The organism is Acidisoma sp., from assembly GCF_035492295.1.
Lineage (GTDB): Bacteria > Pseudomonadota > Alphaproteobacteria > Acetobacterales > Acetobacteraceae > Acidisoma.
In genome coordinates this window covers 1-25687 of the sequence record NZ_DATJJK010000026.1, presented here as the reverse complement: position 1 = coordinate 25687, position 25687 = coordinate 1, and the positions used below count along the sequence as shown (strand labels likewise).

At 65.0% G+C, this 25687-nt stretch carries 25 protein-coding genes; 14 read left to right on the top strand and 11 right to left on the bottom strand.

Annotation, left to right across the window (positions count from 1 at the left end; translation table 11 throughout):
• The first annotated feature begins 129 nt into the window (after positions 1-129).
• The 8 genes from mutL (at position 130) to acs (ending at position 8078) form a co-directional block, all read left to right on the top strand.
• Positions 130-1953, top strand: a complete 1824-nt coding sequence (mutL, locus tag VL752_RS02120) for a DNA mismatch repair endonuclease MutL (RefSeq protein ID WP_325352083.1) — start codon at positions 130-132, stop codon at positions 1951-1953.
• Positions 1954-2034: 81 nt separating this feature from the next.
• Complete coding sequence (gene hslV / locus VL752_RS02115; RefSeq protein WP_325352082.1) at positions 2035-2595, top strand: ATP-dependent protease subunit HslV; 561 nt, start codon at positions 2035-2037, stop codon at positions 2593-2595.
• A 98-nt stretch (positions 2596-2693) separates the two neighbouring features.
• Positions 2694-4001, top strand: coding sequence for an ATP-dependent protease ATPase subunit HslU (hslU, locus tag VL752_RS02110; RefSeq protein WP_325352081.1), 1308 nt, complete (start codon positions 2694-2696; stop codon positions 3999-4001).
• 10 nt (positions 4002-4011) lie between these two features.
• Positions 4012-4470, top strand: coding sequence for a SufE family protein (locus VL752_RS02105; protein WP_325352080.1), 459 nt, complete (start codon positions 4012-4014; stop codon positions 4468-4470).
• A gap of 69 nt (positions 4471-4539) precedes the next feature.
• Entirely contained in the window at positions 4540-4767 is a 228-nt protein-coding gene (locus tag VL752_RS02100; protein ID WP_325352079.1) for a hypothetical protein, read from the top strand.
• Positions 4764-5036 (top strand): hypothetical protein, encoded by a 273-nt coding sequence (locus tag VL752_RS02095; RefSeq protein ID WP_325352078.1) that lies wholly within the window; start codon positions 4764-4766, stop codon positions 5034-5036. The genes VL752_RS02100 and VL752_RS02095 overlap by 4 nt, the downstream gene beginning before the upstream one ends.
• Positions 5037-5066: 30 nt before the next feature.
• Complete coding sequence (locus tag VL752_RS02090; RefSeq protein ID WP_325352077.1) at positions 5067-6008, top strand: alpha/beta hydrolase; 942 nt, start codon at positions 5067-5069, stop codon at positions 6006-6008.
• A gap of 135 nt (positions 6009-6143) precedes the next feature.
• Positions 6144-8078, top strand: coding sequence for an acetate--CoA ligase (acs, locus tag VL752_RS02085; RefSeq protein ID WP_325352076.1), 1935 nt, complete (start codon positions 6144-6146; stop codon positions 8076-8078).
• 79 nt (positions 8079-8157) lie between these two features.
• Here acs and VL752_RS02080 read toward each other — a convergent pair whose 3' ends face one another.
• Positions 8158-9123 carry an AraC family transcriptional regulator gene (locus VL752_RS02080; protein WP_325352075.1) on the bottom strand — a complete coding sequence of 322 codons (966 nt, stop codon included), beginning with the start codon at positions 9121-9123 and terminating at the stop codon, positions 8158-8160.
• Positions 9124-9264: 141 nt separating this feature from the next.
• On the opposite strand from VL752_RS02080, the gene VL752_RS02075 reads away from it, so the two are divergent.
• From VL752_RS02075 to VL752_RS02065, 3 genes are all read left to right on the top strand, one after another.
• Entirely contained in the window at positions 9265-10458 is a 1194-nt protein-coding gene (locus VL752_RS02075; protein WP_325352074.1) for an MFS transporter, read from the top strand.
• Between the two features lie 86 nt (positions 10459-10544).
• Positions 10545-11018 (top strand): hypothetical protein, encoded by a 474-nt coding sequence (locus tag VL752_RS02070; RefSeq protein ID WP_325352073.1) that lies wholly within the window; start codon positions 10545-10547, stop codon positions 11016-11018.
• A gap of 76 nt (positions 11019-11094) precedes the next feature.
• A complete protein-coding gene (locus VL752_RS02065) occupies positions 11095-11670 on the top strand; it encodes a nucleoside 2-deoxyribosyltransferase (RefSeq protein ID WP_325352072.1) in 576 nt (191 codons plus the stop codon).
• Positions 11671-11674: 4 nt separating this feature from the next.
• Here the strand turns inward: VL752_RS02065 and VL752_RS02060 are convergent, their stop codons facing one another.
• From VL752_RS02060 to VL752_RS02040, 5 genes are read right to left on the bottom strand one after another with little or no spacing between them, the layout of a single operon-like run.
• Positions 11675-12490, bottom strand: coding sequence for a DODA-type extradiol aromatic ring-opening family dioxygenase (locus VL752_RS02060; RefSeq protein ID WP_325352071.1), 816 nt, complete (start codon positions 12488-12490; stop codon positions 11675-11677).
• On the bottom strand, positions 12487-13053 hold the full coding sequence (locus VL752_RS02055) for a YceI family protein (RefSeq protein ID WP_325352070.1): 567 nt from the start codon (positions 13051-13053) through the stop codon (positions 12487-12489). Before VL752_RS02055 ends, VL752_RS02060 begins: the two co-directional genes overlap by 4 nt.
• Before the next feature lie 32 nt (positions 13054-13085).
• Positions 13086-13676, bottom strand: coding sequence for a cytochrome b (locus tag VL752_RS02050; protein ID WP_325352069.1), 591 nt, complete (start codon positions 13674-13676; stop codon positions 13086-13088).
• A gap of 16 nt (positions 13677-13692) precedes the next feature.
• Positions 13693-14313: a YceI family protein gene (locus VL752_RS02045; RefSeq protein WP_325352068.1), complete on the bottom strand. Its 621-nt coding sequence runs from the start codon at positions 14311-14313 to the stop codon at positions 13693-13695.
• Between the two features lie 29 nt (positions 14314-14342).
• Positions 14343-14954 carry an FMN-dependent NADH-azoreductase gene (locus VL752_RS02040; protein WP_325352067.1) on the bottom strand — a complete coding sequence of 204 codons (612 nt, stop codon included), beginning with the start codon at positions 14952-14954 and terminating at the stop codon, positions 14343-14345.
• 109 nt (positions 14955-15063) lie between these two features.
• Here VL752_RS02040 and VL752_RS02035 point away from each other — a divergent pair, with 109 nt between their 5' ends.
• Together VL752_RS02035 and VL752_RS02030 are read left to right on the top strand one after the other, a co-directional pair.
• A complete protein-coding gene (locus VL752_RS02035; protein ID WP_325352066.1) occupies positions 15064-16002 on the top strand; it encodes a LysR family transcriptional regulator in 939 nt (312 codons plus the stop codon).
• Between the two features lie 11 nt (positions 16003-16013).
• Positions 16014-16514 (top strand): GNAT family N-acetyltransferase, encoded by a 501-nt coding sequence (locus tag VL752_RS02030; protein WP_325352065.1) that lies wholly within the window; start codon positions 16014-16016, stop codon positions 16512-16514.
• Positions 16515-16528: 14 nt separating this feature from the next.
• Here the strand turns inward: VL752_RS02030 and VL752_RS02025 are convergent, their stop codons facing one another.
• On the bottom strand, positions 16529-16858 hold the full coding sequence (locus VL752_RS02025) for an antibiotic biosynthesis monooxygenase family protein (RefSeq protein WP_325352064.1): 330 nt from the start codon (positions 16856-16858) through the stop codon (positions 16529-16531).
• Between the two features lie 82 nt (positions 16859-16940).
• Between VL752_RS02025 and VL752_RS02020 the strand changes: the two genes are divergently transcribed.
• Positions 16941-18365 carry a mannitol dehydrogenase family protein gene (locus VL752_RS02020; RefSeq protein ID WP_325352063.1) on the top strand — a complete coding sequence of 475 codons (1425 nt, stop codon included), beginning with the start codon at positions 16941-16943 and terminating at the stop codon, positions 18363-18365.
• 4 nt (positions 18366-18369) lie between these two features.
• Here the strand turns inward: VL752_RS02020 and VL752_RS02015 are convergent, their stop codons facing one another.
• The 4 genes from VL752_RS02015 to VL752_RS02000 all read right to left on the bottom strand — a co-directional run.
• A complete protein-coding gene (locus tag VL752_RS02015) occupies positions 18370-18801 on the bottom strand; it encodes a VOC family protein (RefSeq protein WP_325352062.1) in 432 nt (143 codons plus the stop codon).
• Positions 18798-20996, bottom strand: a complete 2199-nt coding sequence (gene glgB / locus VL752_RS02010; RefSeq protein ID WP_325352061.1) for a 1,4-alpha-glucan branching protein GlgB — start codon at positions 20994-20996, stop codon at positions 18798-18800. The genes VL752_RS02015 and glgB overlap by 4 nt, the downstream gene beginning before the upstream one ends.
• Entirely contained in the window at positions 20993-24292 is a 3300-nt protein-coding gene (gene treS, locus VL752_RS02005; protein ID WP_325352060.1) for a maltose alpha-D-glucosyltransferase, read from the bottom strand. Before treS ends, glgB begins: the two co-directional genes overlap by 4 nt.
• A gap of 11 nt (positions 24293-24303) precedes the next feature.
• The coding region (locus VL752_RS02000; RefSeq protein ID WP_325352059.1) for an alpha-amylase family glycosyl hydrolase at positions 24304-25687 on the bottom strand (1384 nt) is incomplete at its 5' end.

Sequence of the window (25687 nt, the reverse complement as noted above, 5' to 3'; positions counted from 1 at the left end):
GCACGGACCGGCCGGTTCGCCGCCTTCGGCATCGAGACGTGCGATCGAGATTAAGCCAGGTGTCGCGGCATAGTCAGTAGAACGCCGTTCTCATGGAGCCGTCTTGGCTTCTGTGGCAGACTCCGCCTCATGCCGCAGATTCGCCTCCTGCCCTCCCATGTCGTGGACCGCATCGCCGCCGGCGAGGTGGTGGAGCGTCCGGCCGCCGCCGTGAAGGAACTGGTGGAGAATGCGCTCGATGCCGGGGCCAGCCGCATCACCGTCTCCCTGCAAGAAGGCGGCATTCGCCGCATCGAGGTGTCCGACGATGGCAGCGGCATGTCCGCCGCCGAGCTTCCCGTCGCTATCCAGCGCCATGCCACCAGCAAGCTCTCCGAGACCGCCGACCTCGTCCATATCACCACCCTCGGCTTTCGCGGAGAGGCGCTGCCCTCCATCGGCGCCGCCGCGCGCCTCGCCATTACGAGCCGGCCGCAGGGTGCGGAAACCGCCTATAGCATCCGCGTCGAAGGCGGGATCGTGAGCGAGGTGGAGCCTGCGGCTGGCACGCCTGGCACGCGCATTGTGGTCTCCGATCTCTTTTTCGCGACGCCGGCGCGCCGTGCCTTCCTGCGCAGCCCGCGGGTCGAGGCCGACCACGCCGAAGCAGTGATCCGCCGCCTCGCCCTCTCCGCTCCCGGCGTCGGCTTCCGGCTCGAACATGAGGGACGGACGATCCTCGACCTTGCCCCAGCCGACCGGCGCGGCCGGCTCGCGGCGCTGCTCAGCACGGATGAGGCGGAAGCACTGGTATCCGTCGAAGCCGAGCGCGAGGAGGTCATCCTCTCCGGCTTTGCCGGGGCGGCCGCCACCCACCGCGCGACCGGTGCCGCCCAATATCTCGTGGTGAACGGGCGGCCGGTGATCGACCCGGTGCTGAAGACGGCGCTGCGCGTCGCCTATTTGGAGGTCATTCCGCGCGGGCGCTTTCCCGTGGCCGGGCTCTGGCTCGACCTGCCACACCGGGCGGTGGACGTGAATGTGCATCCGGCCAAAACCGAACTTCGCTTCCGCGATGCTGAGCGCATTCGCGGCCTCCTTATCAGCGCGCTGCGCGCGGCCCTTTCCCGCCCCGCCGTGCTGCAATACCAGCCACGCGCGGCCTTGCGCGGCTATGGCCGAGCCGCCAACGCCTATGCCGATCCCGCAGCCCCGCCGGCGCCCGCCTATGACGGCCCAGCGGCCCGTCTGGCCGAGCCAGGCATCACGGACACGCTCGAACGTCCGGTCAGCATGCTGGCCGAGACCCAGCTGCCGTTGGACGCATCCCCCCTCGCCCGCAGCATTCCGCGGCCCGAAGCCGTGGCGCCCCCCGCGCCCCACCACCCGCTCGGTGCCGCCGTCGCCCAAGTGCTCGATACCTATATTATAGCGGTCGCCGCGGACGGAACGCTGATCCTGGTCGACCAGCATGCTGCCCATGAACGCCTGACCCATGAGGCGCTGCGCGAGCAGGTGGCGGGGCCAGCAGGTCCCCGCAGTCAACCGATGCTACTGCCCGCCGTGATCGATCTGACCCAGGCGGATGCAGCGCGGTTGGCCGAGGCCGCCCCCGACCTCGCCCGTCTCGGCCTCGAGATCGAAGGCTTTGGACCAGGGGCAATCATGGTGCGCGCCCTACCGGCGGTGCTTGGGCTCGCCGATCCGGCACCGCTGCTGCGCGACATCGCCGACGAGCTCGGCGAACTCGGCGAGACCACGGCGCTCTCGGAAAAGCTCGATGCCGTCGTCGCCCGCATGGCCTGTCACGGCAGCATCCGCGCCGGGCGGCGCTTGAACGAGGCCGAGATGAACGCGCTGCTGCGCCAGATGGAACAGGTGCCGCGCGCCGCCACCTGCAGCCACGGACGACCCACCTTCCTCAAGATGAGCCGCGCCGAGATCGAGACTCTGTTTGGCCGACGCGGCAATTGACCGGGCTTCCATGCGCATGAGGCATGGCGGATCGGAAAAGCGAAACTTGCACGAAATCGTGTGCGGACCCATCTCGGTGCCATGAACACATCCCCATCGCCGCACGATCCCATCGGTTGGCACGGCACAACCATTCTCAGCGTCCGTCGCGATGGCCAGGTGGCCATGGGCGGCGACGGTCAGGTGACGCTCGGCCAGACCGTCATCAAGGGCAATGCGCGGAAAGTCCGCCGCATCGGCAACGGCCAGGTGATCGCCGGCTTCGCGGGTGCCACGGCTGACGCCTTCACCCTGCTCGAACGCCTCGAAGCCAAGCTCGAGCGCTTCCCCAACCAGCTCGAACGTGCCTGCGTCGAGCTTGCCAAGGATTGGCGGACGGACCGCTACCTGCGCCGTCTGGAAGCCATGATGATCGTGGCCGACCGCGACCACTCCTATACGCTCACCGGCAATGGCGACGTGCTGGAGCCCGAAGACGGCATCATCGGCATTGGCTCGGGCGGCAATTACGCGCTCTCCGCCGCCCGCGCGCTGGTCGACGTGCCTGATCTTTCCGCGGAGGAGATCGTCCGCCGCTCGATGAAGATCGCCGGCGACATTTGCGTCTATACCAACCACAGCCTTGTCGTTGAGACGATCTGACCGCATTCTTCGATCGTCTTCGGACGAGGCTTGAACATTTCAGGCTGCGACCGGTTGCCGCCGAGCGGGACCGGGAAGCGGCGCTAGGATGAATATCTATGGAAGTCCCTACCTATTCCCCGCGGGAGATCGTCTCCGAACTCGACCGCTTCATCATCGGCCAGGGTGACGCGAAGCGTGCCGTCGCCATCGCGCTGCGCAACCGCTGGCGCCGCCATCAGGTGCCGGAGGGCATGCGCGAGGAAATCGTCCCCCGCAATATCCTGATGATCGGCCCCACCGGCTGTGGCAAAACGGAAATCGCCCGCCGCCTCGCCAAGCTCGCCCAGGCGCCCTTCCTCAAGGTCGAGGCCACGAAATTCACCGAAGTCGGCTATGTTGGCCGGGATGTGGAAAGCATCGTGCGCGACCTGGTCGAGGTCAGCATCAACATGATGCGCGAGGCGAGCCGCCGTGACGTGCAGGCCAAGGCCGAGCTGTCGGCCGAGGAGCGCATCGTCACCGCCCTGGTGGGCGAGGGCGCGGCTGCCGACACGCGCTCCAAATTCCGCCGCATGCTCAGGAACGGCGAGTTCGAGGAGAAGGAGATCGAGGTCTCGGTGGCCGACGCGCCGCCCAATGCCGTCGGCCAGATGGATATCCAGCCCGGCCAGGCGATCAATCTCGGCGATATGATGAAGGGCATGTTCGGGCGTCCGGCGCAGGCGAAGAAAATGACGGTCGGCAATGCCCGCCGCGCGCTGGAGCGCGAGGAGGCGGACAAGCTGCTCGACAACGACCAACTCATCAAGGATGCGGTCCATCACGCCGAGAATAACGGCATCGTCTTCCTGGACGAGATCGACAAGATCTGCGCGCGATCGGATGGCGGCTTTCGCGGCGGGGACGTCAGCCGCGAGGGCGTGCAGCGCGATCTGCTGCCGCTGATCGAAGGCACGGTCGTCAATACCAAGCACGGTGCGGTGAAGACCGACCATATCCTCTTCATCGCCTCCGGTGCCTTCCATGTGGCGAAGCCCTCGGACCTGCTGCCCGAACTGCAGGGGCGTCTGCCCATCCGGGTTGAGCTGTCGCCGCTCTCGCGCGAGGATATGCGCCGCATCCTGACCGAGCCCGAGCACTCCCTGCTGAAGCAGTATGTGGCACTGATGGGCACGGAGCAGGTTTCGCTCGACATCACCGAGGATGCGATCGACGCCGTCGCCGAACTGGCCGCCGACATCAACGACCGCATCGAGAACATCGGTGCACGCCGGCTCTCGACCGTGCTCGAGAAGCTTTTCGAGGAGATCAGCTTCACGGCCTCCGACCGGCCGGGCGAGACGGTGACGGTCGATGCCTCCACCGTGCGGGATCGCGTGGCGCCGCTCGCGGCGCGCGGCGACCTCAGCCGGTTCATCCTGTGAGCGACCAGCCATGACCGGTGCCGATCCCTTTGTGGTTCCGGAGGAGGAGACGGCGGCCGATGCCGTCTCCGCCATCGGGGACGAGCTCGGCATTTTCGACGAGTGGATGGAGCGCTACGGCTACATCATCGAACTTGGCCGCAAGCTGCCGTCCTTTCCGGAGGACTGGGCGGATGACGCGCATCGCGTGCCCGGCTGCCAGAGCCGGGTCTGGATGGAGGCGGTGAACCGCGAGGGCCGCCTTTTCTTCGCCGGCATCTCCGATGCCGCCATCGTCTCCGGCCTCGTCGCCCTGCTCCTGCGGGTCTATTCCGGCCGGACGCCAGGTGAAATCCTGGCGACCGACCCTATTTTCCTGAAGGAGCTGGGACTGATCGAGGCGCTCTCGACCAATCGGGGCAATGGCATTGCCGCCATGGCACGCGCAATCCGCGCACGTGCCGCGGCGGAGCAGACGGAAGCCGCCTGAGACAGTCCTTCGCTCTGGTGTCGGGCACCGATCCGGCTATCCTTGAACGGATTCGCAAAGGAGCGTCGGATGACGGGCAAGCGGCGGTTTGGACTTTTGATGATGGTCGCCTTCGCGGCGGGAGGGGCGACCGCGACCGCCTTGGCAGAGGAACCGCATCTCGCCCGCGCCCTCTCCGCCTTGGGCGATGCCCGCGATGACCTCTCGGCAACGCATGACAACAAGGATGGTCATCCGAAAGCGGCGATGGCGCTGATCGACCGTGCGGTGGCCGAGATCCGGGCGGTCGGCCAATGATCCGCGGCACGGCGCTGAAGGGCGCACTCCTTGGCTTCTCCTTCGTGGCCGGCAGCCTGCTCGCCGGCTGCGCGCTGCACCATCAAGGCCATATGAATTCCGCGCTGGATGCGCTGAACGTCGCCGCTGCCGAACTCGGCCAGACGCCCCCCGACAAGGCCGGCCATGTTGCCTCCGCGCTGAAATATACTCAGGCCGCGATCACCGAGGTCGAGGTCGGCATGTCCTACAAGATCAAGACCGGCCAGCAGCCCGACCCGGCCAATTGAACTCTGATCGATGCCAAAGGAGCATGCGCGTTGAACCCCTTCCGTCTGGATTCCCAGGTGCTGGAGTTCGTCCGCCAGACCGAGAGTTTCAGTGCGGATCTCCCGCCCGATCCGCCCCTCGCCGATATCCGCGCTGCCTATGACCGCATGTGCGCCTCCTTCGCGCAGGCCCATCCGGCCGGCCTGCAGGCGAAGAACGGCGCGCTTCATGCCAAGAACCCCGACCGGGTTCTCGCCGTGCGCAGCTATGCGACGCCGGAGGCGGTGCCTGGCCGCGTCGTGCTCTATTTCCACGGTGGCGGTTTCGTGGTGGGCGGGCTCGAGAGCCATGACAGCATCTGCGCCGACCTCGCCGCGGGCGGCGATGTGGCGCTCGTGGCGCTCGACTACCGGCTGTCACCCGAACACCACTTTCCGGCGGCGCTCGACGATGCCGAAGCCGCCTACGAGGATCTGCTCGATTCCCATCAGCGGGTGATCGTGGCAGGGGACAGCGCCGGCGCGACGCTCGCCGTGGCACTCTGCCTACGGCTGCGCGCGAAGGGTCGGCCGATGCCTTGGGCGCAGCTCGTCATCTATCCTATGCTGCATCCGGATTTTCGCCGCGCCCTTGGCGGCCCGAAGCAGAATGCGCCGCTGCTGCCCGCGAACAGCCTGGAATTCTATGTCTCCGCCTATCTCGGCAAGACCCCGGGCGTCATCACCGACCCCGAGATCATGCCGCTGGCGGCACGGGAATTTTCCGGACTGCCGCCTGCCGCGGTCTTCGCGGCCGAAGCCGACCCGCTCGCCCAGGACTCGCATGACTATGCGGCGGCATTGAAGGAGAGTGGGGTCGCGGTGGTGCTGCATGCCGGCCACGGCCTCGTGCACGGTTATCTACGCGGCCGCACCGTCAGCGATCAGATCGCCATGGCCTTCTCCGCCATCGTTTCGAGCCTGCATGGTTTTGCCCATGGCGGCCGGGCCTGACGGTGCGCCCCGCAGCCCTGGAAAAGCGTTTGACTTCCTCCGCCCAGGCTCTGATTCTGAGGAAAACCGGCGGAAAGAAGCCGGACTGGTCATGAGCGCCGAAAAAGGCGCCGCGAATGCCGGAGGAGATCCAAGATGCCCGACCATGCGAGCCATTCCATCCATCCCACATCGCCGCGCCTGACCGAGAGCGCCCGCCGGGCTGCCGCCCTGCGCGCGAATGCCGCGACCAACGCCGAGGATTTCTGGAAGGGCGAGGCGCTGCGCCGGGTCGCCTGGTTCCGCGAACCGACCAAGGCCAAGAATACGAGCTTCGAGGGGGACGTCTCGATCAAATGGTTCGAGGACGGAACCCTGAACGCCACCGTTTCCTGTCTCGACCGGCATCTGGAAACGCGACCCGACCAGACCGCGATCATCTGGGAGGGCGATGAGCCGGGCAGCCAGGCTTCCATCACCTATCGCGAGCTTCACGCCCAAGTCTGCAAGCTCGCCAATGTCCTGAAGGGCCTTGGCGTCCGCAAGGGCGACCGGATCACGATCTACATGCCGATGGTCATCGAGGCGGCGGTCGCCATGCTCGCCTGCGCGCGCATCGGCGCCGTCCATTCCGTGGTCTTCGGCGGCTTCTCGCCGCAAAGCCTCGCCGGACGAATTCTGGACTGCAAGTCGAGCCTCGTCATTACCGCCGACGAGGCCCGGCGCGGCGGCCGCCGCGTGCCACTCAAGGGCAATACGGATGAGGCGCTGAAACAGTGCCCGGGCGTGACCCATGTTCTCGTCGTGCGCGTGACCGGCGCCGAGGTTCCGATGGTCGAGGGGCGCGATCATGACTATGGCGCGCTGATGGAGACGGCCTCCGCCGATTGCCCGGCCGTGGAAATGGCGGCAGAAGACCCGCTGTTCATCCTTTATACCTCCGGCAGCACCGGCAGCCCCAAGGGCGTGCTGCATACGACCGGCGGCTACATGGTCTGGGCGAGCCTGACTCATGAACTCGTCTTCGACTACCGGCCCGGCGAAATCTACTGGTGCACCGCCGATGTCGGCTGGGTAACGGGCCACACCTATATCGTCTATGGGCCGCTCGCGAATGGCGCGACGACGTTGATGTTCGAAGGCGTGCCGACCTATCCGGACAGCGGCCGGCTGTGGGAAGTGGTCGACAAGCACAAGGTCGAGATTTTCTACACCGCGCCCACCGCGATCCGCGCCCTGATGCGGGATGGGGATGCACCGGTCAAGCGCTCCAGCCGCGCGAGCCTGCGCGTGCTCGGCAGTGTCGGCGAACCGATCAACCCGGAAGCCTGGGAATGGTATTCCACGGTCGTAGGCGACAACCGCTGCCCCATCGTCGATACCTGGTGGCAGACCGAAACGGGCGGCATTCTCATCAGCCCGGTTCCAGGCCTCTCGCCCTTGAAGCCGGGCTCGGCGACCCTGCCGCTGCCGGGTGTGAAGCCTGTCATCGTCGATGCCAACGGCACCGTGCTGGAAGGGGAAGCCGACGGGCATCTCTGCCTCGCCGACAGCTGGCCCGGCCAGATGCGCACGGTCTTCGGCGACCACGACCGCTTCATCAAAACCTATTTCAGCACCTACAAGGGTCTCTATTTCACCGGTGACGGCGCGCGCCGCGACGCTGACGGCTATTACTGGATCACCGGCCGCGTCGATGACGTGATCAACGTTTCCGGCCATCGCATGGGCACGGCGGAAGTGGAGAGTGCGCTCGATTCCCACCACGCCGTCGCGGAATCGGCCGTCGTCGGCTTCCCGCATGACGTGAAGGGCCAGGGGATCTATGCCTATGTCACGTTGAAACGCGGCGTGGAGCCCACCGATGCGCTGCTGAAGGAACTCGCGGGCTGGGTGCGCAAAGAAATCGGACCGATCGCCGTGCCGGACTCTATCCAGTGGGCGCCGGGCCTGCCAAAGACCCGCAGCGGCAAGATCATGCGGCGTATTCTGCGCAAGATCGCGGCCAATGAAGTGGATAGCCTTGGCGATACCTCGACGCTCGCCGATCCGTCCGTGGTGGACGATCTCGTTGCCAACCGCAAAGCCTGAACGACTGATCGGTTCAGATTGAATTGCAGACGCGATTCAATCTGAACCGCAAATCCGTTGAGTTAACAACCATACGGATTTAGGTCTGCTGTGCCAGACCGTCGGTCAATCTCTCCGCGATCCGGCTCTGCGACGCCCGTGCGATGCCGGGCGGTTGCCCTGTTACGCGCTTGAAGGCGCGGCTGAAGGCAGCCTTCGAGGCATAGCCGAGGCGATGAGCGACGGCATCGATCGGCACGTGTTCGCTGCCGATCCATTGGGTCGCCAGGCGCATGCGCAACTCCGCCGCGTAGCGCAGCGGCGTCACGCCGGTGACGGCGTGAAAGCGCTCCGCGAAGACCGAGCGGGAACTGCCGGTCTCTGCCGCGAGGTCGGCCAGGGTCCAGTTGCGGCCGGGATCGCGATGCAGCGCCGCGATGGCCCCGGCAAGGCGCGGATCGCGCAAGGCTTGAACCAGGCCAGAGGCGCCGTCGCAGCCGCATTCCACCCAGCCACGCACAATGATGGCCGACAGGACATCGGCGAGCCGCGCCAGAATCCCGGCGAAGCCTACCCGCCTGCCGCAGACTTCACTCTCCATGGCTTTCAGGATCGGCAGCACTTCGGGGTGACGCTCCGACAGCGTGCCGACGATCATGGCTTCCGGCATCAGGCGGACGAGGCGCTGCATGCCGCCGAGATCGAATTCCATATCGCTACTGAATATGACGGTGTTGTCCGGGCAGCCCGGCTTGCCGGCGCAAGCGTGGATCTCGGACAACGCGTCGCAGACCGGCTCATTCGCGAAGCTCGCGATATCGCGGCCGGGCAGATCGACGGCGGAGAGCAGTTCATGCCCTTCGCCATGGGGCAGAAAGACGGCAGTGCCGGCCGGCAGATGGGAGATCGCGCCGGTTACGCCGCGCAGAAAGGCGGTGCCGCTGACAACGACATGCAGATGGGCGCGGTGCGAGGCATCGCCGAAGCCGAGGCCGAACGGTGGGGTCACTTCGATCCGGCGATAGGCAATGCCGCGCAGCCGCATGCCGAGCAGGAGTTCGCTCATGAGGTCCGGGCAAGGCGGAGGCGGGATGGGAGAACTCATTGCGATCGGACCTTCGATCAAAAATCTAGGATTTTATATCATAGTTAGTCCAGACTGGCCAGTGTATCCTCTGCTCAATCGTATGAACTGAGGTCTTTTGTTATGAGCGATTATGCAGAGCGAGGCTGGCCCACGGCGCTGCCGGAAAAGGCGGCCTGGCCGGCCGTCTTCTCCCTGACGCTTGGTGTCTTCAGCCTGGTCACCGCCGAATTCCTGCCCGCAAGCCTGCTCACCCCGATGGCCTCGGGGCTCCATGTGACCGAAGGGCTGGCCGGCCAGGCGGTGACCGCAACCGCCGTCGTCGCGCTGGTCGCGGCCCTCCTCGTCGCCGTCGTCACCCGCGGCCTGGACCGCCGGCTGGTCATGATGGGCTTTTCGCTGCTGCTCATCGCCTCCAACCTGCTGGTGGCCATTGCCCCCAATCTGCTCCTGCTGCTGCTCGCGCGCGTGCTGCTTGGCATCGCGTTGGGCGGCTTCTGGAGCATGGCAACCGCCGTCGCCATCAGGCTCGTACCCCCTCCCCTGGTGCCGCGCGCGCTTTCCATCCTGTTCAGCGGTGTCTCGGTCGCGACTATCGTGGCAGTGCCGCTCGGCAGCTATCTCAGCGGGCTCTACGGTTGGCGCAGCGTCTTCTTCTTCGCGGCGGCGATCGGTCTCGTCACCCTGCTTTGCCAGATGGCCTTTCTCCCGCGCCTTGCCTCGAACCACGCGGCCCGCCTCGAAACCCTGGTCGAGGTGCTGATGCGGCCGGGTATGCGGCTCGGCGTGCTTTGCTCCGTGCTCGTTTTCGGCGGTCATTTTGCCCTCTTCACCTATGTCCGTCCCTTCCTGGAGACCATTGCCGGGGTTGGCGCCAATGGCATCGCGCTGCTGCTGCTCGGCTTTGGCCTGGCCAATTTCCTCGGCACCATGCTTGCCGGCATCCTGCTGGAGCGCAGCCTGCGCCTGACGCTGACCGTGGCGCCGCTGGCGATCGGCGCCGTCGGGCTCGGGCTTGCCGTCCTGCCGCTCGGCCTGCCCGCCCATGCGGCGATGGTGGCGCTCTGGGGCATGGCCTTCGGCGCGGTACCCGTTGGCTGGTCGACCTGGATGGCCCGTTCGGCGCCGGATGAGACCGAAAGCGGCGGCGGCATTCTGGTGGCGGCGGTGCAGATCTCCATCGCCGCCGGCGCGGCCCTGGGCGGGTCGATCTTCAGCTTCAGCGGCGTGATCGGCGTCTTCGCGACTGGCGGGACCGTGCTGCTGGTAACCACGGCGGTGGTTTTCGCCCGGGCGACGCGGAGTCTCCCGCGATAAACACGGGGCGGTCCGATCGAATAGGTTGCTCGGCGAGCCGATCCATGCGCCTTCCAAGCCTGTACGGCGCAGGATGGAAAATTCTCATGGCTCGTCTCTCGATCGGTGACCGCGTCGTGGATGTCAGCGGCGCGCATGAGGGCAAGCTGATCGACATCGACGGTGCGACGGCCTACGTGATGCAGCCCAATGGCGTCGAAATCGAATTTCCGCTCGATAAGCTGAAACCTTACGAAGAGGCGGAAGGGCAGGCATCCCGCAGCTTGCCCGGGCCGGTGCGTGATCAGACACTCACCGCGGCGCAGCGCGCACTCCTCGCCTCCGTCCCGGCTCCGATTCGCGATGCGGTGGCGCAGAGCTACGACAAGGGAGCTGATTCCGGCCCGCGTCAGGCCTTCGCCGCGTTGCCTGATGACAAGAAGCTGGAGACGATACGGATTTACCTGCCGTCCCTCCCGCGGCACCTGCTCAGCCCTCACCTGAAGCTCGTGGTCGCCTTCCGCGATCTCACCAGAGACACTGGCCCCCGCAGCGAAAGTCGCAAGCCACGGAAGACGTGACCCCGACACCGGAGCGGGGCGACAGAGCCCATAGGGTTTTCGTCCGAGGAGCCGGATTGCCGGGGACGGGAAGGCTGTGCATCATCCGCCAATGATCACCGCCTATCTTGCCGGTCCGGATGTGTTTCTTCCCAACGCCGTGGAGCATGCGGCCCGGAAGGTCTCCATCTGTCTGCGCTACGGCATTCGCGGCCTGCCGCCGCTGAACGAGGATATCGCCGCTCTTGCGAGCCTCAGCGAGGCCGAGGCTGGCATCGCCATTTTTCGAAAAGATGTGGAGATGATGGAGGCGGCGGAGATCGTCATCGCCAATCTCACACCCTTTCGCGGCGCTTCCGCCGATTCGGGCACGCTGGTCGAAATCGGCTGGTTCCTCGGGCGGAACCGGCCGATCTTCGGCTATTCCAATAGCGCCACGCTGTTCGACGCCCGCAGCCGCGCGCAAGTGGCAGCCGTGCCGGACTCGATGCCGGGCCTTGCCGTGGAAGGCTTCGGCCTGCCCGACAATCTGATGATCCCAGGCGCCGTGCTGTCCGCGGGCGGTCTGCCCATGGTGCTGCCGAAAGATGGGCAGGATCTGCCTTTCGACGCACTGGACGTCTTCGAGCGCTGCGTGGCGCTGGCCGCCGCGCATCTCGGCCTTAGAGTGTGATCCGTCAGCCGAAGCGGAAACCGGACAACCGCTTGCCGAGCACCACGTCCGCATAGGCGTGGGTGGCAGCATCGGCGCCGGCAGCCCCGGCCGCAACCATCAGCGGAATGAGATGCTCCTCCTGCGGATGGCATGCCCTGGCGGCGGGGGCACCTTCCCAACCGATCAAAGCCGCCTCGCGCGCCGCGGAGTCCTGGCAGACCGCCTTGGTGAGCCAGGCATCGAACGCCTCGGAAGCGGCGCCCGCGCGCGGGTCAGTCGTGAAGAAGCCACGCAGGTTATGGTAGCTCATGCCGGTCGCGAGGATGAGGATGCCTTCATCGCGCAGCGGCGCCAGAGCGCGGCCGATCTCGATATGCGCTGCCGGATCCAGATCCCTCCGCACGGAAAGTTCCACCACGGGAATGGCCGCCTCGGGGAAGGCGACCTTCAGCGGGATGAACATGCCATGATCGAAGCCGCGCTCCGGATCTTCCCTGGTCGGGAAGCCGGCGGCGGAGAGCATGGCCGCCACCTGGGCTGCAAGCTCAGGCGCGCCCGGCGCCGGATAGGTCAGGCGATAGGTGCTTTCAGGAAAGCCGTAATAGTCGAAGATAAGGGCCGGATGAGCGCCGGCGGTCACCGCCAACCCCTCCGTCTCCCAATGACCGGTGACGATCAGGATGGCGCGCGGCGTCTCGACCAGATCAGTCGGAATGCTGCGCAGGAAATCGGCCATTCGGTCCCAGGTACCGGGGCCGCCGGGCGGCGGGTCCATGAAGAAGCAGGGTCCGCCCCCATGCGGCAGGAAATAGGTCGGAAACCTGCCCCCGTCGCTCATGGCGCGGTCTTGTCTGCAACGATGTCGACGGTGACTGTGACATCGAGTGCCACATACTGGGCGCTGCTCCAGGCGCCTTGTCCCACGCCATAATCGGTGCGGACAAGCTGAACCTTACCCTTGGCCGTAGCCCTGTCGCCGCTGATCGTCAGCGTGAAGGGGAGTGCCACCGCCTTGCTGATGCCGCGGATGGTCAGCGTGCCGTCCGCCTCATAGGCGCCCTGGCCGGTCGTCTTGAAGCTCGTCGCCTTGAATTCGGCGGTCGGGAACTTGTCGGCCGCAAACCAGTCGGAGCCCGGCATCGCGCCGTCCTTCTGCTGATCGCCGGTCTTGGCACTCGCGATCGCGATGGTGACATCGGCGTGTCCGGCCGTCGGGTTCGCCGGGTCGAAGACGATGGTGCCGGAGAACTTGCCGAATTCGCCGCTGAAGGGCGTGCCGCTCTGGCTGCCGGTGAAGCCGAGATGGCTCCTCGGCGCATCGATGGTCCAGGTCGCGGCATGGGCCGACACGGCGCCGCCGATGAGCAGGGCGGAGGCGAAGCCGAGAGAGCGCAACATCATGATCCGTTCCTCAGGTTGACGGATAAAAGGGGTCAGCGTCGGCGGCTCGGCATCATACGCAGCAGAATGCCGTCGCGCTTGATGATGTGATGACGGAAGACCGCCGCGAAATGGATGATCAGGAGGCCGATGAGGATCCAGGCGCCATAGGCATGGACCCAGGCCAGGACATGGCTGACCGCCGCCTTATTGGCGAGATGCGGTAGGACCGGCAGATCCGGCCAGGGGATAAGGCTGTAGAGCACGGTCGGCAGATTGAAGGGCGAGGAGGAAACAACGGCCCAGCCGGTCAGCGGCAGTCCCAGCATCAGGATATAGAGCAGCCAGTGCAGCCCATGGGCGGCACCGCGCTCCACTGCCGGCATGTCGGCCGGCAGCACCGGGGGTTTATGCGTGAAGCGCCAGAGAATGCGGATCACCGCCAGCAGCAGAACCGTGATGCCGATCGACTTGTGCAGCTGAAAGAGTTTGAAAGTCTCCATCGGGCCGATGGTTGCCTGCAGCTGCGTCATCATGAGGCCGATCACGATGAGGGCGAGGATGCCTAAAGCGATCAGCCAGTGCAGCAGGATCGCGACCGCCGTGTAGCGCTCGGGGCTTGCTCCCCGTCCCATAGCCGACATGGCGGTCGCTCCAGTCTTAGGTCTGCTGCTCGAAGGCGCCGCTGAGCAGCAAATGAACCTTGTCGCCGATCAGCGGCTCATAAGTCTTAACACCGAAATCGGCGCGGGAGAGCGTGCCCGTCGCGTCGAAGCCGATCGTATAGGCCTTGTCGAGCGGATTGGTGCCGCCGCCATTGAAGCGCGCGCTCAGCGTCACCGGATGCGTCACGCCGTGGAAGGTGAGGTCACCCTCGATGGTACCGCGGTCGTGGCCCAACACTGTGATCTTGGTCGACTTAAAGGTGACGGTCGGGAACTGAGCGGCATCGAACCAGACCGGACTTTTCAGCTCGCCGTCCAGCTTGGTGTTAGTCGTGGTCACGCTGTCGGTCGGGAAGGAGATATCGAGCGCGCTCTTGGCCGGGCTCTTCGAATCGAAGGTCAGTGTGCCGGAAGCGGAGGTGAAATTCCCGTACCAGGTCGAGAAGCCCATATGGGAAACCGCGAAGACAATGCGAGTGTGATAGGGCTCGACCTTATAGGTGCCGGCCGGCACCTTGGCCGGGCTGGACGTGACGACCTGTGCAGAGGCCGGAGCCATGGCCGTCACGGCGAGGCCGGCAGCGAAGGCGCTGCCGAGCAGAAGATGGCGGATCATCGGAAGTCCTCCAAACTGGGGATCGGGGATCAAAGGGAGAGGGCGGCGATCTTCGCTTTGGCATCGGCGACCGCTTTGCCAGCGACATCCGGACCCATCGCAAGGCCTTCGGCGCGAACGACGGTCACGTCCGTCAGACCGATGAAACCCAGCACGCCGCGGAGATAGGTCTCCTGGAAATCATAGGGCTTGTAGGGGCCGTCGGAATAGACGCCGCCGGAGGCGAGAAAAAGGACGACCTTCTTGCCGGTGACCAGACCCTGCGGGCCGTTTTCCGTGTAGCGGAAGGTGCGGGCGGCGCGCAGGACATGGTCGATCCAGGCCTTCAGCGTGGAGGGAACGCTGAAATTGTACATGGGCACGCCGATGGCAATGATGTCGGCCGCCTCAATCTCGTCGATCAGCGTGTCGGACACGGCGATCGCACTCTTCTGCGCCCCGCTCAGCTCTTCCGGCTTACCGAAGAAGCCGCCGATGAGATCGACGCCGAGATGCGGCACCGGCTCGACCGCGAGGTCGCGGGTGACGACGGTGGCATCCGGATGAGCGGTCTTGTAGCCAGCCAGGAAGGCCTGGGTGAGGTCGCGGCTCACGGAGCTCGCGAGGTTGGCACTGCTTTCGATAACGAGAATCTGGGTCATGAGAAACGTCCCGGAGGATGTGAATGTGGCCAGATAGCGCTGCAGCTGACCAGGAAGAAACTGATAAAATTCTGCTTATCTCCATCCGATTTCATGATAGAGTTCGCTTATGTCTTTAAGCGGCATCTCTCTCGATCAGTTCATGGTCTTCGTGACGGTGGCGGAAACCGGCAGCTTTTCAGCCGCCGCCCGGCGCCTGAACCGTGCGCAATCCGCCGTGACCTATGCCATCCAGAGGCTTGAGGATCAGCTCGACCTCCCGCTCTTCGACCGCTCGGCCTATCGCCCGGTCTTGACCGAAGCGGGAGAGGCACTGCTGCCCCGCGCCACCCGCATCATCCATGAAGTGGAAAGCTTCTCGGACCAGGCACGCGGCATCGCGCAGGGGTTGGAGCCGGAACTCGCCATCGTGGTGGACGCCATGTTCCCGATGGACCGCATCGTCAGCGCACTTCGCGTCTTCGGGGCCCGCTACCCGACGGTGCCGACACGCATTTACGTCGCCTCCATGGGCTCGACCGCCAATCTCGTCATCGACGGCACCTGCGCGCTGGGCGTGTCCCTCGCCTTCGCCTCCCAGGAGAGTGCGGAGCTCGTGCTGCAGCCGATCGAAACCGTGCGCATGGTGGCGGTGGCCGCTTCCTGCCATCCGCTGGCCCATATGCACCGCCCGATTCCAACGGACGAGATGCAGCAGCATGTGCAGCTGGTTCTGACCGACCCATCCGGCCGCACGGCGAAACGCGACCATGGCGTGCTCTCCCGCCGCAACTGGCGTCTGGCCGATCTCGGCGCCAAGCATGCCATGCTGCTGGGGGGCCTCGGCTGGGGCGGCATGCCGATCCATATGGTGGAGGCCGATATCGCGGCCGGTCGGCTTGCCCTCATCCAGCCCGAGGAATGGGGATCCTATGCCAGCGTCGAGCTTTCGATGTGCCTCATCCACCGGCGGGACCGGGTGCTGGGTCCGGCGGCGCGCTGGTTGTCGGACTGGCTCATCTCTGGCAAGCGGGAAGAGGCCGCAACCGAAGCCAGCGCCGCCGCCTGAGGAGCTCCGACGTGCCGATACGCCCTGCGACCGAGCGAGACCTGCCCGCCATTCTCGCCATCACCAACCACGCCATTCTGCACACGACCGCAAGCTGGCAGACCAAGCCCCATACCATGGAGATGCGCGCGGCCTGGCTCGCCGAGCGGCGGATGGCGGGGCTGCCGGTACTGATCGCGGAAGCGGATGGCGAAGTCGCGGGCTATGGCAGCTACGGCAGTTTCCGCGCCTATGAGGGCTATGCGCTGACGGTCGAGCACTCAATCTATGTCGAGGAGCGATTCCAGGGGCAGGGCCTCGGCCGCGCACTGCTCGCGGCCCTCATCGACCATGCGACCGCGGCCGGCATGCATGTCATGGTCGGCGTCATCTCAGCCGAGAACACGGTTTCCATCGCGCTGCATGAGCGCTTTGGCTTTGAGGTCACGGGCCGGCTGCCCGAGGTCGGCCGCAAGTTCGACCGTTGGCTCGACCTCGTGCTGATGCAGAAGATCCTGCGACCGGCCCCTTAGGCCTGGCCCGCTCCTCAGGCGGCCTGATTGCCCCGCGCAGCGGCGTCGACCGACTCAAACCCCTCGAATTCCGGATGACCGAGGGTCAGCGGCTTCGCGCCGCCCGCGCCGGCATGGGCCATGCGGAAAGCCTCCGAACGCGTCCAGCCTTCGAAATCGTCGCGGGACTGCCAGATGGTGTGGGAGGCGTAGAGGACATGGTCCTCCCGCTCCGGCCCGCGAAGCAGGTGGAAAGTGACGAAACCCGGCACGGTATGAAGCTGGCTGTCACGCCCAATCCAACGCTGCTCGAAAGCCTCGGTCTCGGTCTTGATCACCCGGAAACGGTTCATCGCTACGAACATCGCGGACTCCATCCTCACTCGCTTGGCGCCGAGACTAGCCCATGGCTTGATGGCGGGCAAAGCGAGGATGGGAGAGAGCCGGATGCGTCTCACGCGAGCCGAAGAGCAGCCATTATGGAAAACGGGCATCGTCCACCTGGGGCTCGGTGCCTTCGCCCGGGCGCATCTGGCCCTCTATACCGAGGATACCGGCACGCGTGACTGGGGCATCCTCGGCGTCAGCCTGCAGCGGCCCGACCAGCGGGACCATCTGGCGCCGCAGGATTTTCTCTATACGGCGCTGGAACGCCGACCCGAGGGCAACCAGCCGCGCCTGGTCACCTGCCTGACCGGGGTGCTGGTCGCGCCCGAGGACCCGCAGGCGGTGCTCGCCGCCATGAGTGCGCCGACCACCCGGATCGTGACACTGACGATCACCGAAAAGGGGTATTGCCACGATCCGGCGACCGGCCGGATCAACTGGTCCCACCCGACCGTGCTGCACGATCTCGAAAACCCCGCGGCGCCGAAAGGCGCCATCGGCTTCATGGTGGAAGCGCTGCGCCGCCGCCATGCGGCGGGCCTAGCACCTTTCACGGTACTTTGCTGCGACAACCTGCCCGCGAACGGCCGTGTCGTGTCCGGCCTCGTCCAGGAATTCGCGGAACGATCATCCCCCGACCTGGCCGCCTGGATCATCGCGGAAGGAAGATTTCCCTGCGCCATGGTGGACCGTATCGTGCCCGCCACGACCGAGACCGACATCGCCGAGGTCGCCCGCCTCACGGGTTTCGACGACGCCGCCCCGGTTGTGCACGAACCTTTCCGGCAATGGGTGATCGAGAATCGCTTCGTGGGCGGAGAGCGGCCGGCCTGGGACAGCGTGGGCGCGGAACTGGTAACCGAGGTCGAGCCTTTCGAGCACATGAAACTGCGCCTGCTCAACGGCGCGCATTCTGCCCTTGCCTATCTCGGCTATCTCGGCGGGCATGAGACGATTGCTGAGACGATGGCCGATCCGGCCTTCGCCGGCTTCGTGAGGCGGCTATGGCGGGAGGAGATCGTGCCCGTTGTGCCCCCGCCGCCGGGCGCGGATCTGTCTGCCTATGTCGCTGCGCTGGACGCGCGCTTCCGCAATCCGGCGATCCGCCACCGCACGTGGCAGATCGCCATGGATGGATCGCAGAAGCTGCCGCAGCGCCTGCTCGGCACCATCCGCGAGCGGCTGGCGCGCGACCTGCCCCTCCCCTGCCTCGCGCTCGTGATCGCTGGTTGGGTCCGTTATGTCGGCGGGGTGGATGAGCACGGTGCGGAGATCGACGTGCGCGATCCGCTGGCCGAGAAGCTGCACGCTGTGCAGCAGGCGGCGCCCAATGCGCCGGGGCGCGTGCGCGCGGTGCTCGGCCTCCCGGAAATTTTTGGCAGCGACCTGCCGGGGGACGACCGCTTTATTCTCGCCGTCACGGAAGCCTATGCCGCGCTGATGGAGCAGGGTGCGCGCGGCGCAGCCGCCGCACTGGCCGGTTGACCGGTCACACCTCCAGCGGATCGTTCCGCCACAGCCCAGGCGTCGCCACTTCCAGGGAGTGGCCGTCGGGGTCCCGGAAATAAAGCGAGGTCCCGCCGCCTGCCCAATGGACGCGGCTTTCGATGGGGATGGCGAGACCGGCCAAATGCGCCTCCCAATCAGGAATACCCTCGGGCGGAATCGCGAAGCAGAGATGCTGCACGCCGCGCGCGCCATGGCCGGGCACGATGCCAAAGGGCGTCTCGCTCGGCAGGTCCGAAGCGCCGATGCGAAAAAGCAGCAAGGCCTGACGCCCCGGCACGTCGAGCGCGGCCATCCGCGGATCGCGGAACATCACCGCAAAGCCAAAGACCCGTTCATAGAAAACCTGTGCGCAATCGAGATCCGCGACATAGAGCGCGCATTCGAGAAAGCGCGAGACCGAGGGCGGGTTCACCCCGCCTCCAGCACCACGGTTGCGAGCGGCGGCAGGGTCAAGGCAAGAGTAGCCGGCCATTCGCCCCAAGCCTGCTCCTCTGCTTGCACCCAGCCGCCATTGCCGAGATTGGAGCCGCCATAGAGGGCGGAATCGGTATTCATGACCTCTCGCCAACCGCCTGCCACCGGCGCGCCGAGCCGGTAGCCGATGCGCGGCACGGGGGTGAAATTGCACACCACCAGCATCGGCTTGTCGCCCTCCCGCCCAAGACGGAGATAGGCAAAAACGCTCTGGTCCCGATCATGGAGCACAATCCAACGGAAGCCATCTCCGTCACAATCCTTGGCATGCAATGCCGGGATTTTGCGATAGAGCGCGTTCAGATCCCGCACCAGCCGCTGCACACCCGCATGTTCGGGCTGGTCCAGCAGCCACCAGTCGATGGATTCGTCATGGTTCCATTCGCGACCCTGCGCGATTTCACCGCCCATGAAGAGCAGCTTCTTGCCCGGATGCGTCCACATGAAACCGAAATAAGCACGAAGATTGGCAAACTTTTGCCAATGATCGCCGCTCATCTTGCCGATGAGCGATCCCTTTCCGTAGACCACCTCATCATGGGACAGTGGCAGGACGAAGTTCTCCGAAAAGGCATAGACCAGACCAAAGGCGATCTGATCGTGGTGCCAGCGTCGATGAATGGATTCTTCCTGCATGTAATGCAACGTATCGTGCATCCAGCCCATGTTCCACTTGTAGTGGAAGCCGAGGCCGCCTTCGGAGACGGGGCGACTGACGCCGGGCCAGGCCGTGCTCTCCTCGGCGATCAGCACCGTCCCGGGACAGCGCGTGGCCACGACCTCAGAGAGTTCGCGCAGGAAGGAGATCGCCTCGAGATTCTCACGCCCACCATAGATATTGGGCACCCATTCGCCCTGCTTGCGGCTGTAGTCCCGGTAGAGCATGGAGGCCACCGCATCCACGCGCAGCCCGTCGATATGGTAGTGCTCAAGCCAATGGAGCGCGCTACCGATGAGGAACCCACGCACCTCATGGCGTCCGAGATTAAAGATGTAGGTGTTCCAATCCTGATGGAACCCTTCTCGCGGATCGGCATGTTCATAGAGCGCCGTGCCGTCGAACTGGGCAAGCCCATGCGCGTCTCCAGGGAAATGCGCCGGCACCCAATCGAGGATGACGCCAAGACCCGCACGATGGCAGCGGTCGATCAGCGCCGCGAAGCTCGCAGGCGAGCCGAGCCGAGCGCTGGGAGCGAATTGGCCGAGCGGCTGGTAGCCCCAACTGCCGCCGAAGGGATGTTCCATGATCGGCAGGAACTCAAGATGGGTGAAGCCCATGGCGGCGACATAGGGAACCAGGGTTTCGCCAAGCTGGGTCCAAACGTCCCGCCCATCATCCTCCGCCGCGCGCCACGAGGCGGCATGCACTTCATAGATCGAGATCGGCTGATCACGCTCAGCCGACTCGTGCCGGCGGCCCTCCATCCACTGATGATCGGTCCAGACGAAGCGGTCATCCGTCACAACGGAAGCAGTGGCCGGGGGCACCTCGGCGCATCCCGCCACGGGATCGGCCTTGAGCGGCAGGACATGGCCATGAGGACCCAGGATTTCGTATTTGTACGCGGCGCCGGCGCCGACGCGGGGAATGAAGATCTCCCAGAGCCCGGCATCCGGATGATTGCGCATCGGATGGCAGCGGCCATCCCAATCGTTGAATTTGCCGACCACCGAGACGCGCCGCGCGTTGGGCGCCCAGACGGCGAAGCGCGTGCCGGGCACGCCATCCAGCGTCATCGGATGGGCACCGAGCGCACGGCCCAGATCCTGATGCCGGCCCTCAGCCAGCAGATAAATGTCGACCTCACCAAGCGAGGGCCCGAAAGCATAAGCGTCCTCGATGATCTGGACCCGGTCCCGATGGGTGATGCGCAGGCGATAGGGAATGCGGGCAGGCATCACCCCGCTCCAGAATCCTGCAGGGTCAATCAGCGAGAGTGTCGCCAAGACCTGCTCGCTGTCTTTTCCCAGGACCTCCACTTTGATCGCCCCCGGTTGGAAGGTGCGGACGGCGCAGCCCCCCTCACAGTTATGCGGGCCGAGCAGTGCGAAAGGATCGCCATGCCGGGCATGGAGAATGGCATCGACGGCGCCCGGGTCAGGACGATGCGCTTCGTGCAGAAGGCCGCTCACGATACAGTCTCCCCAAGCAGATGTTGCGCGATTTCAAGGAAGCCGCGCAGTGGGATGCCAAGCCAGGCCGGGCGGTTCAGGATCTCGTAGCGGATCTCATAGGCCGCCTTCTCCAGGAGGAAGAGATCGAGCAGCGGGCTTTCCGCCGAGAGCGAGACCCACGGTTCGGGCGCTTCACGCAAGACACCACGATAGGCATCCAGGAAGGCGGCGCCCGCCTCGGCCCGGAACTGGGCGAGGAGACGACCGTGGCGCTCGACCGCGGCGGGTGACAGCGCATCCACGCCTGGCGCGGCAGCAGCCGTGGCCGTGGCATAGTCGAAGCTACGAAGGATACCGGCCACATCCCGCAGGCCCGACGATTTCATGCGGCGCTGATGCAGCGGCCGCGCCGGTTCGCCTTCGAAGTCGATGAGATAGGCATCGTTCTGGACGACGAGGACCTGACCGAGATGCAGGTCTCCATGAATACGGGTGCAGACAGCGCCCAGGCCAAGGCCCGCCCGCTCGCGCGCCAGGCGACGGACCGCATCGGCGCGTTCGAGGACGGCGGAGGCCAGTTGCTCGGTCTCCGCATCCGCCCATTCCCGCCGATCGCGCAGAAGATCAAGCGCAAGGTCGAGCTGCTCTAAGGCCGAGTCCGCCCAGGCGAGAACGGTCTCCTCATTGGCGACCTCGGGCGCAAAATCGGGATCATCGGAGGGTTCAGCGAGCACCGCATGCATCTCGCCCAGGCGCTGTCCGAGAGCCTCGGCAAAATGAGTATAGGTCGCAAAGGGTGTTTCCTCGGCCTCCTCCTCTGCCTGTCCGAGGCGGGCGATTTCCGCGACCGCTCGGGCAAGATAGTCGAGCGTCCAGGTCCAGCCGTCGCCCTGGTTGCGGACGAATTTCTGCACGATGAACAGCGTATTGGGCGTGCCGTCCGGCGCCACCCGCACGACCTCGCCCAGGAAGGGCGCGGTATTGCCGTAACCCTTTTCGGTGAGATGACGAGTCATTTCGCCTTCGGGATGGATGCCCGGGCTCACCCGGCGCAGCAGCTTCAGCACGATGGCATCATCCACCACCAGGCTGCTGTTCGATTGTTCCGCCGAGAGGCGGCGGATCTCCGGATGCTCCGACACTTCAATCGGGGTGCCAAGCGCGCTCGGCCTGAACTGCAGTTCGCCCTCGGCAAACGCAATGCTCGTTCCCGCGGCAAGATCGACAAGAACGGCGCGGACGAAATCATCAACCGCGAAGGCGTCGGTCAGGAGCCCGACGCGACGAAAGAGCCGCACGCGGGCGAGTGCCAGCTGTTGGACCAGCGGGGAGACCGGCTCGCTCTGCTCCCAGGCAATCGCGAGCGGCAAGACGTAACGGCTGATCTCGTCACCCTGCCGGGTCTCGATCTCCGTGAGCAGCACGTCCTTCGCGCCAGGCAAAGGGACCGCGTACGCGATGGAGAGCGCGTCAATCGGCGCGCCCTTGTTCGCGAACCAGCGCCTCTTCGGCACATAGGCGGGCAGCGATTCGCCCTCCAGCAGGCGCCGTCCGGCCTGGGTGGTGATATCGGCGATGCCGCCGCGAACCACGACGGTTGCGAATTCGGGCAGCGGCTCCGGCGCCGGCGTGTGCCAGGCAGGCAGTTCCGCCTGCTCCGCGAGCAGGAACCAGAAACAGCCATAGGGCGGCAGCGTCAGCAGATAGGTGAGCTGACCGACCGGTGGAAAGACCGAGCCGCCGACGATGTCGACCGGCACGCGCCCAGCGAAAGCGGAAAGATCGAGCTCCACCGCCTGGGCCGTGCGTGCGAGGTTGCAGACGCAAAGCACCGCTTCCCCCTCCTCGCCCGGTAGCTCGCGCAGATAGGCAAAAATCTTGCGATTGCCGGGATAGAGGAAGCGCAGTGTGCCGCGTCCGAAGGCCGGATGGCTTTTGCGCACGGCGAGCATGCGTCGCATCCAATGCAATAGTGAATGCTGGTCCGCCTCCTGCGCCTCCACATTGAGCGCCTGGAAGCCATAGAGCGGATCCATGATCGCGGGCAGCACAAGTGAGGCGGGATCAGCACGGGAGAAGCCGCCGTTGCGGTCATAGGACCACTGCATCGGCGTGCGCACGCCGTCGCGGTCGCCTAGATGGATGTTGTCTCCCATGCCGAGCTCGTCGCCGTAATAGATTACAGGCGTGCCGGGCATGGAGAGCAGCAAGGTGTTCATGAGTTCGATCCGCCGGCGGTCACGCTCCAGAAGGGGAGCGAGCCGGCGGCGGATGCCGAGATTGATGCGGGCGCGGCGATCCCTGGCATAGGTCTCCCACAGGTAGTCGCGCTCGGTATCCGTCACCATTTCGAGCGTTAGCTCGTCATGGTTGCGCAGGAAGATCGCCCATTGGCAGTTATCCGGAATGTCCGGCGTCTGGCGCATGATATCGGTGATGGGAAAGCGGTCTTCCCGGGCGATCGCCATGTACATGCGCGGCATCAGCGGGAAATGGAAGGACATGTGGCATTCGTCACCATCCCCGAAATAGACCTGAGCGTCCTCGGGCCATTGATTGGCTTCTGCGAGCAACATCTTTCCGGGTGAATGCGCATCCATCTCGGCGCGGATACGCTTCAGGATGGCATGGGTCTCGGGTAGGTTCTCGTTGATCGTGCCCTCGCGCTCGACGAGATAGGGCACAGCGTCGAGCCTCAGTCCGTCCACCCCCATGTCCAGCCAGAAGCGCATGACATCCATCACCTCGTCCAACACCGCCGGATTGTCGAAATTGAGGTCAGGCTGGTGGGAATAGAAGCGGTGCCAGTAATAGGCTTTGGCCTGCTCGTCCCAGGTCCAGTTGCTTTTCTCCGTATCCACGAAGATGATGCGGGTACCGGCGTATTTGGTATCCGTATCGGACCAGACATAGAAATCCCGCTCGGGCGAGCCAGGGGGCGCGAGGCGCGCGCGCTGGAACCACGGATGCTGGTCGCTGGTGTGGTTGATGACGAGTTCCGTGATGACCTTGAGGCCGCGCCCATGGGCAGCGTCGATGAAGCGCTGCACGTCCTCGAGCGAGCCGTAGTCGGCGTGAACGTCGCGATAACTCGCGATATCATAGCCATCGTCCCGTCTTGGCGACGGATAGAAGGGCAGCAGCCAAACCGCGGTTACGCCGAGCTCCGCGATATAATCAAGCCGCTGCAGGAGACCCTTGAAATCGCCGACGCCGTCGTTGTCAGCATCGAAAAAGGATTTCACATGCAACTGGTAGATGACCGCGTCCTTGTACCATAGCGGGTCATCGAGGATGGTCAGGGTCTGGTTCATATTGTCCACAGTCAGACGGTCTCCGGTTCGGCGCGCCAGATGGCGAAGGGGAAGCTCGGATCAAGGGTGATGCGCTGCCATTTGCCCTGCCATTGCAGATGCCGGCCAGGGACGAGATCTGCGACCGTCAGGCTGGCATGATCCGCCACGCCCCATTCATAGAAGGGAAGTTCGGTGTTCGTTTCCTGGTAGTGGTAGGGATCGAGATTGACGGCCACGATAACGGTGTTGAAGCGGTCGGGCGTGAAGCGCTCATAGACCATGACTTGCGCATTGTCCGAGGGCAGGAAGCGAATGCCGAGATGGGATTGCAGCGCCGGATTCTGGCGGCGGATGCGATTCAGCATGGCGATCTCGGACACGATATTCCCGGGCCTGTCCCAGTCCCAGGCGCGCAGCTGGTATTTTTCCGAATCCTTATATTCCTCCCGGCCCGGCAACGGTGTGGCCTCGCAAAGCTCGAAGCCTGAATAGACACCCCAGAGGCCGGAGAGGGTGGCCGCCAATACGGCACGGATGAGATGGCCCGCGCGCCCGGAATTCTGCAGGAAGACAGGATTGATATCGGGCGTGTTGACGAAGAAATTCGGCCGGAAGAAATCGGCCTCCGGCCCCTGGGTCAGGGTCGTCATATATTCTTCCAATTCCCAGCGCGCATTACGCCAGGTGAAATAGGTGTAGGATTGGCTGAAGCCGATCTTGCCCAGCCGGTTCATGATCTTCGGCCGGGTGAAGGCCTCCGCCAGGAATTGCGTGCCGGGGAATTGCGCCCGCACCTCGGCGATCATCCATTCCCAGAACGGGAACGGCTTGGTGTGCGGGTTATCCACCCGGAAAATTCGCACGCCCGCGTCGATCCAGTGCAGGACGATGTCGCGCAGGGCAATCCATGCATCGGGCACGGCGCCCGGCGCATAGAAGTTGATGTTGACGATGTCCTCGTATTTCTTCGGCGGATTCTCCGCGAAATGGATCGAGCCGTCGGGCCGCCAGGCGAACCAGTCTTTGTGCTGGCTGAGCCAGGGATGGTCGCGTGAGCACTGAACGGCGAAGTCGAGCGCGACCTCCATTCCGTGTTCGTGCGCTGCCATGACGAGCGCACGGAAATCCTCCATGGTGCCAAGTTCGGGATGAATCGCCTCGTGGCCCCCTTCGGGGCCGCCGATAGCGTAGGTGCTCCCAGGATCGTCTGGAGCAGCTTTGAGCGCGTTGTTGCGGCCTTTTCGGTGCGTGCGGCCGATCGGATGAATGGGCGTCGTGTACAGAACATTAAATCCCATGTCCGCAATTGCGGGCAAACGCGCGATCACGTCGCGCAGGGTACCCGAACGCGCAGGATTGTCCGTCTGGGAACGCGGGAAAAGCTCGTACCAGCTTGCGAACTGCGCCGCCTTA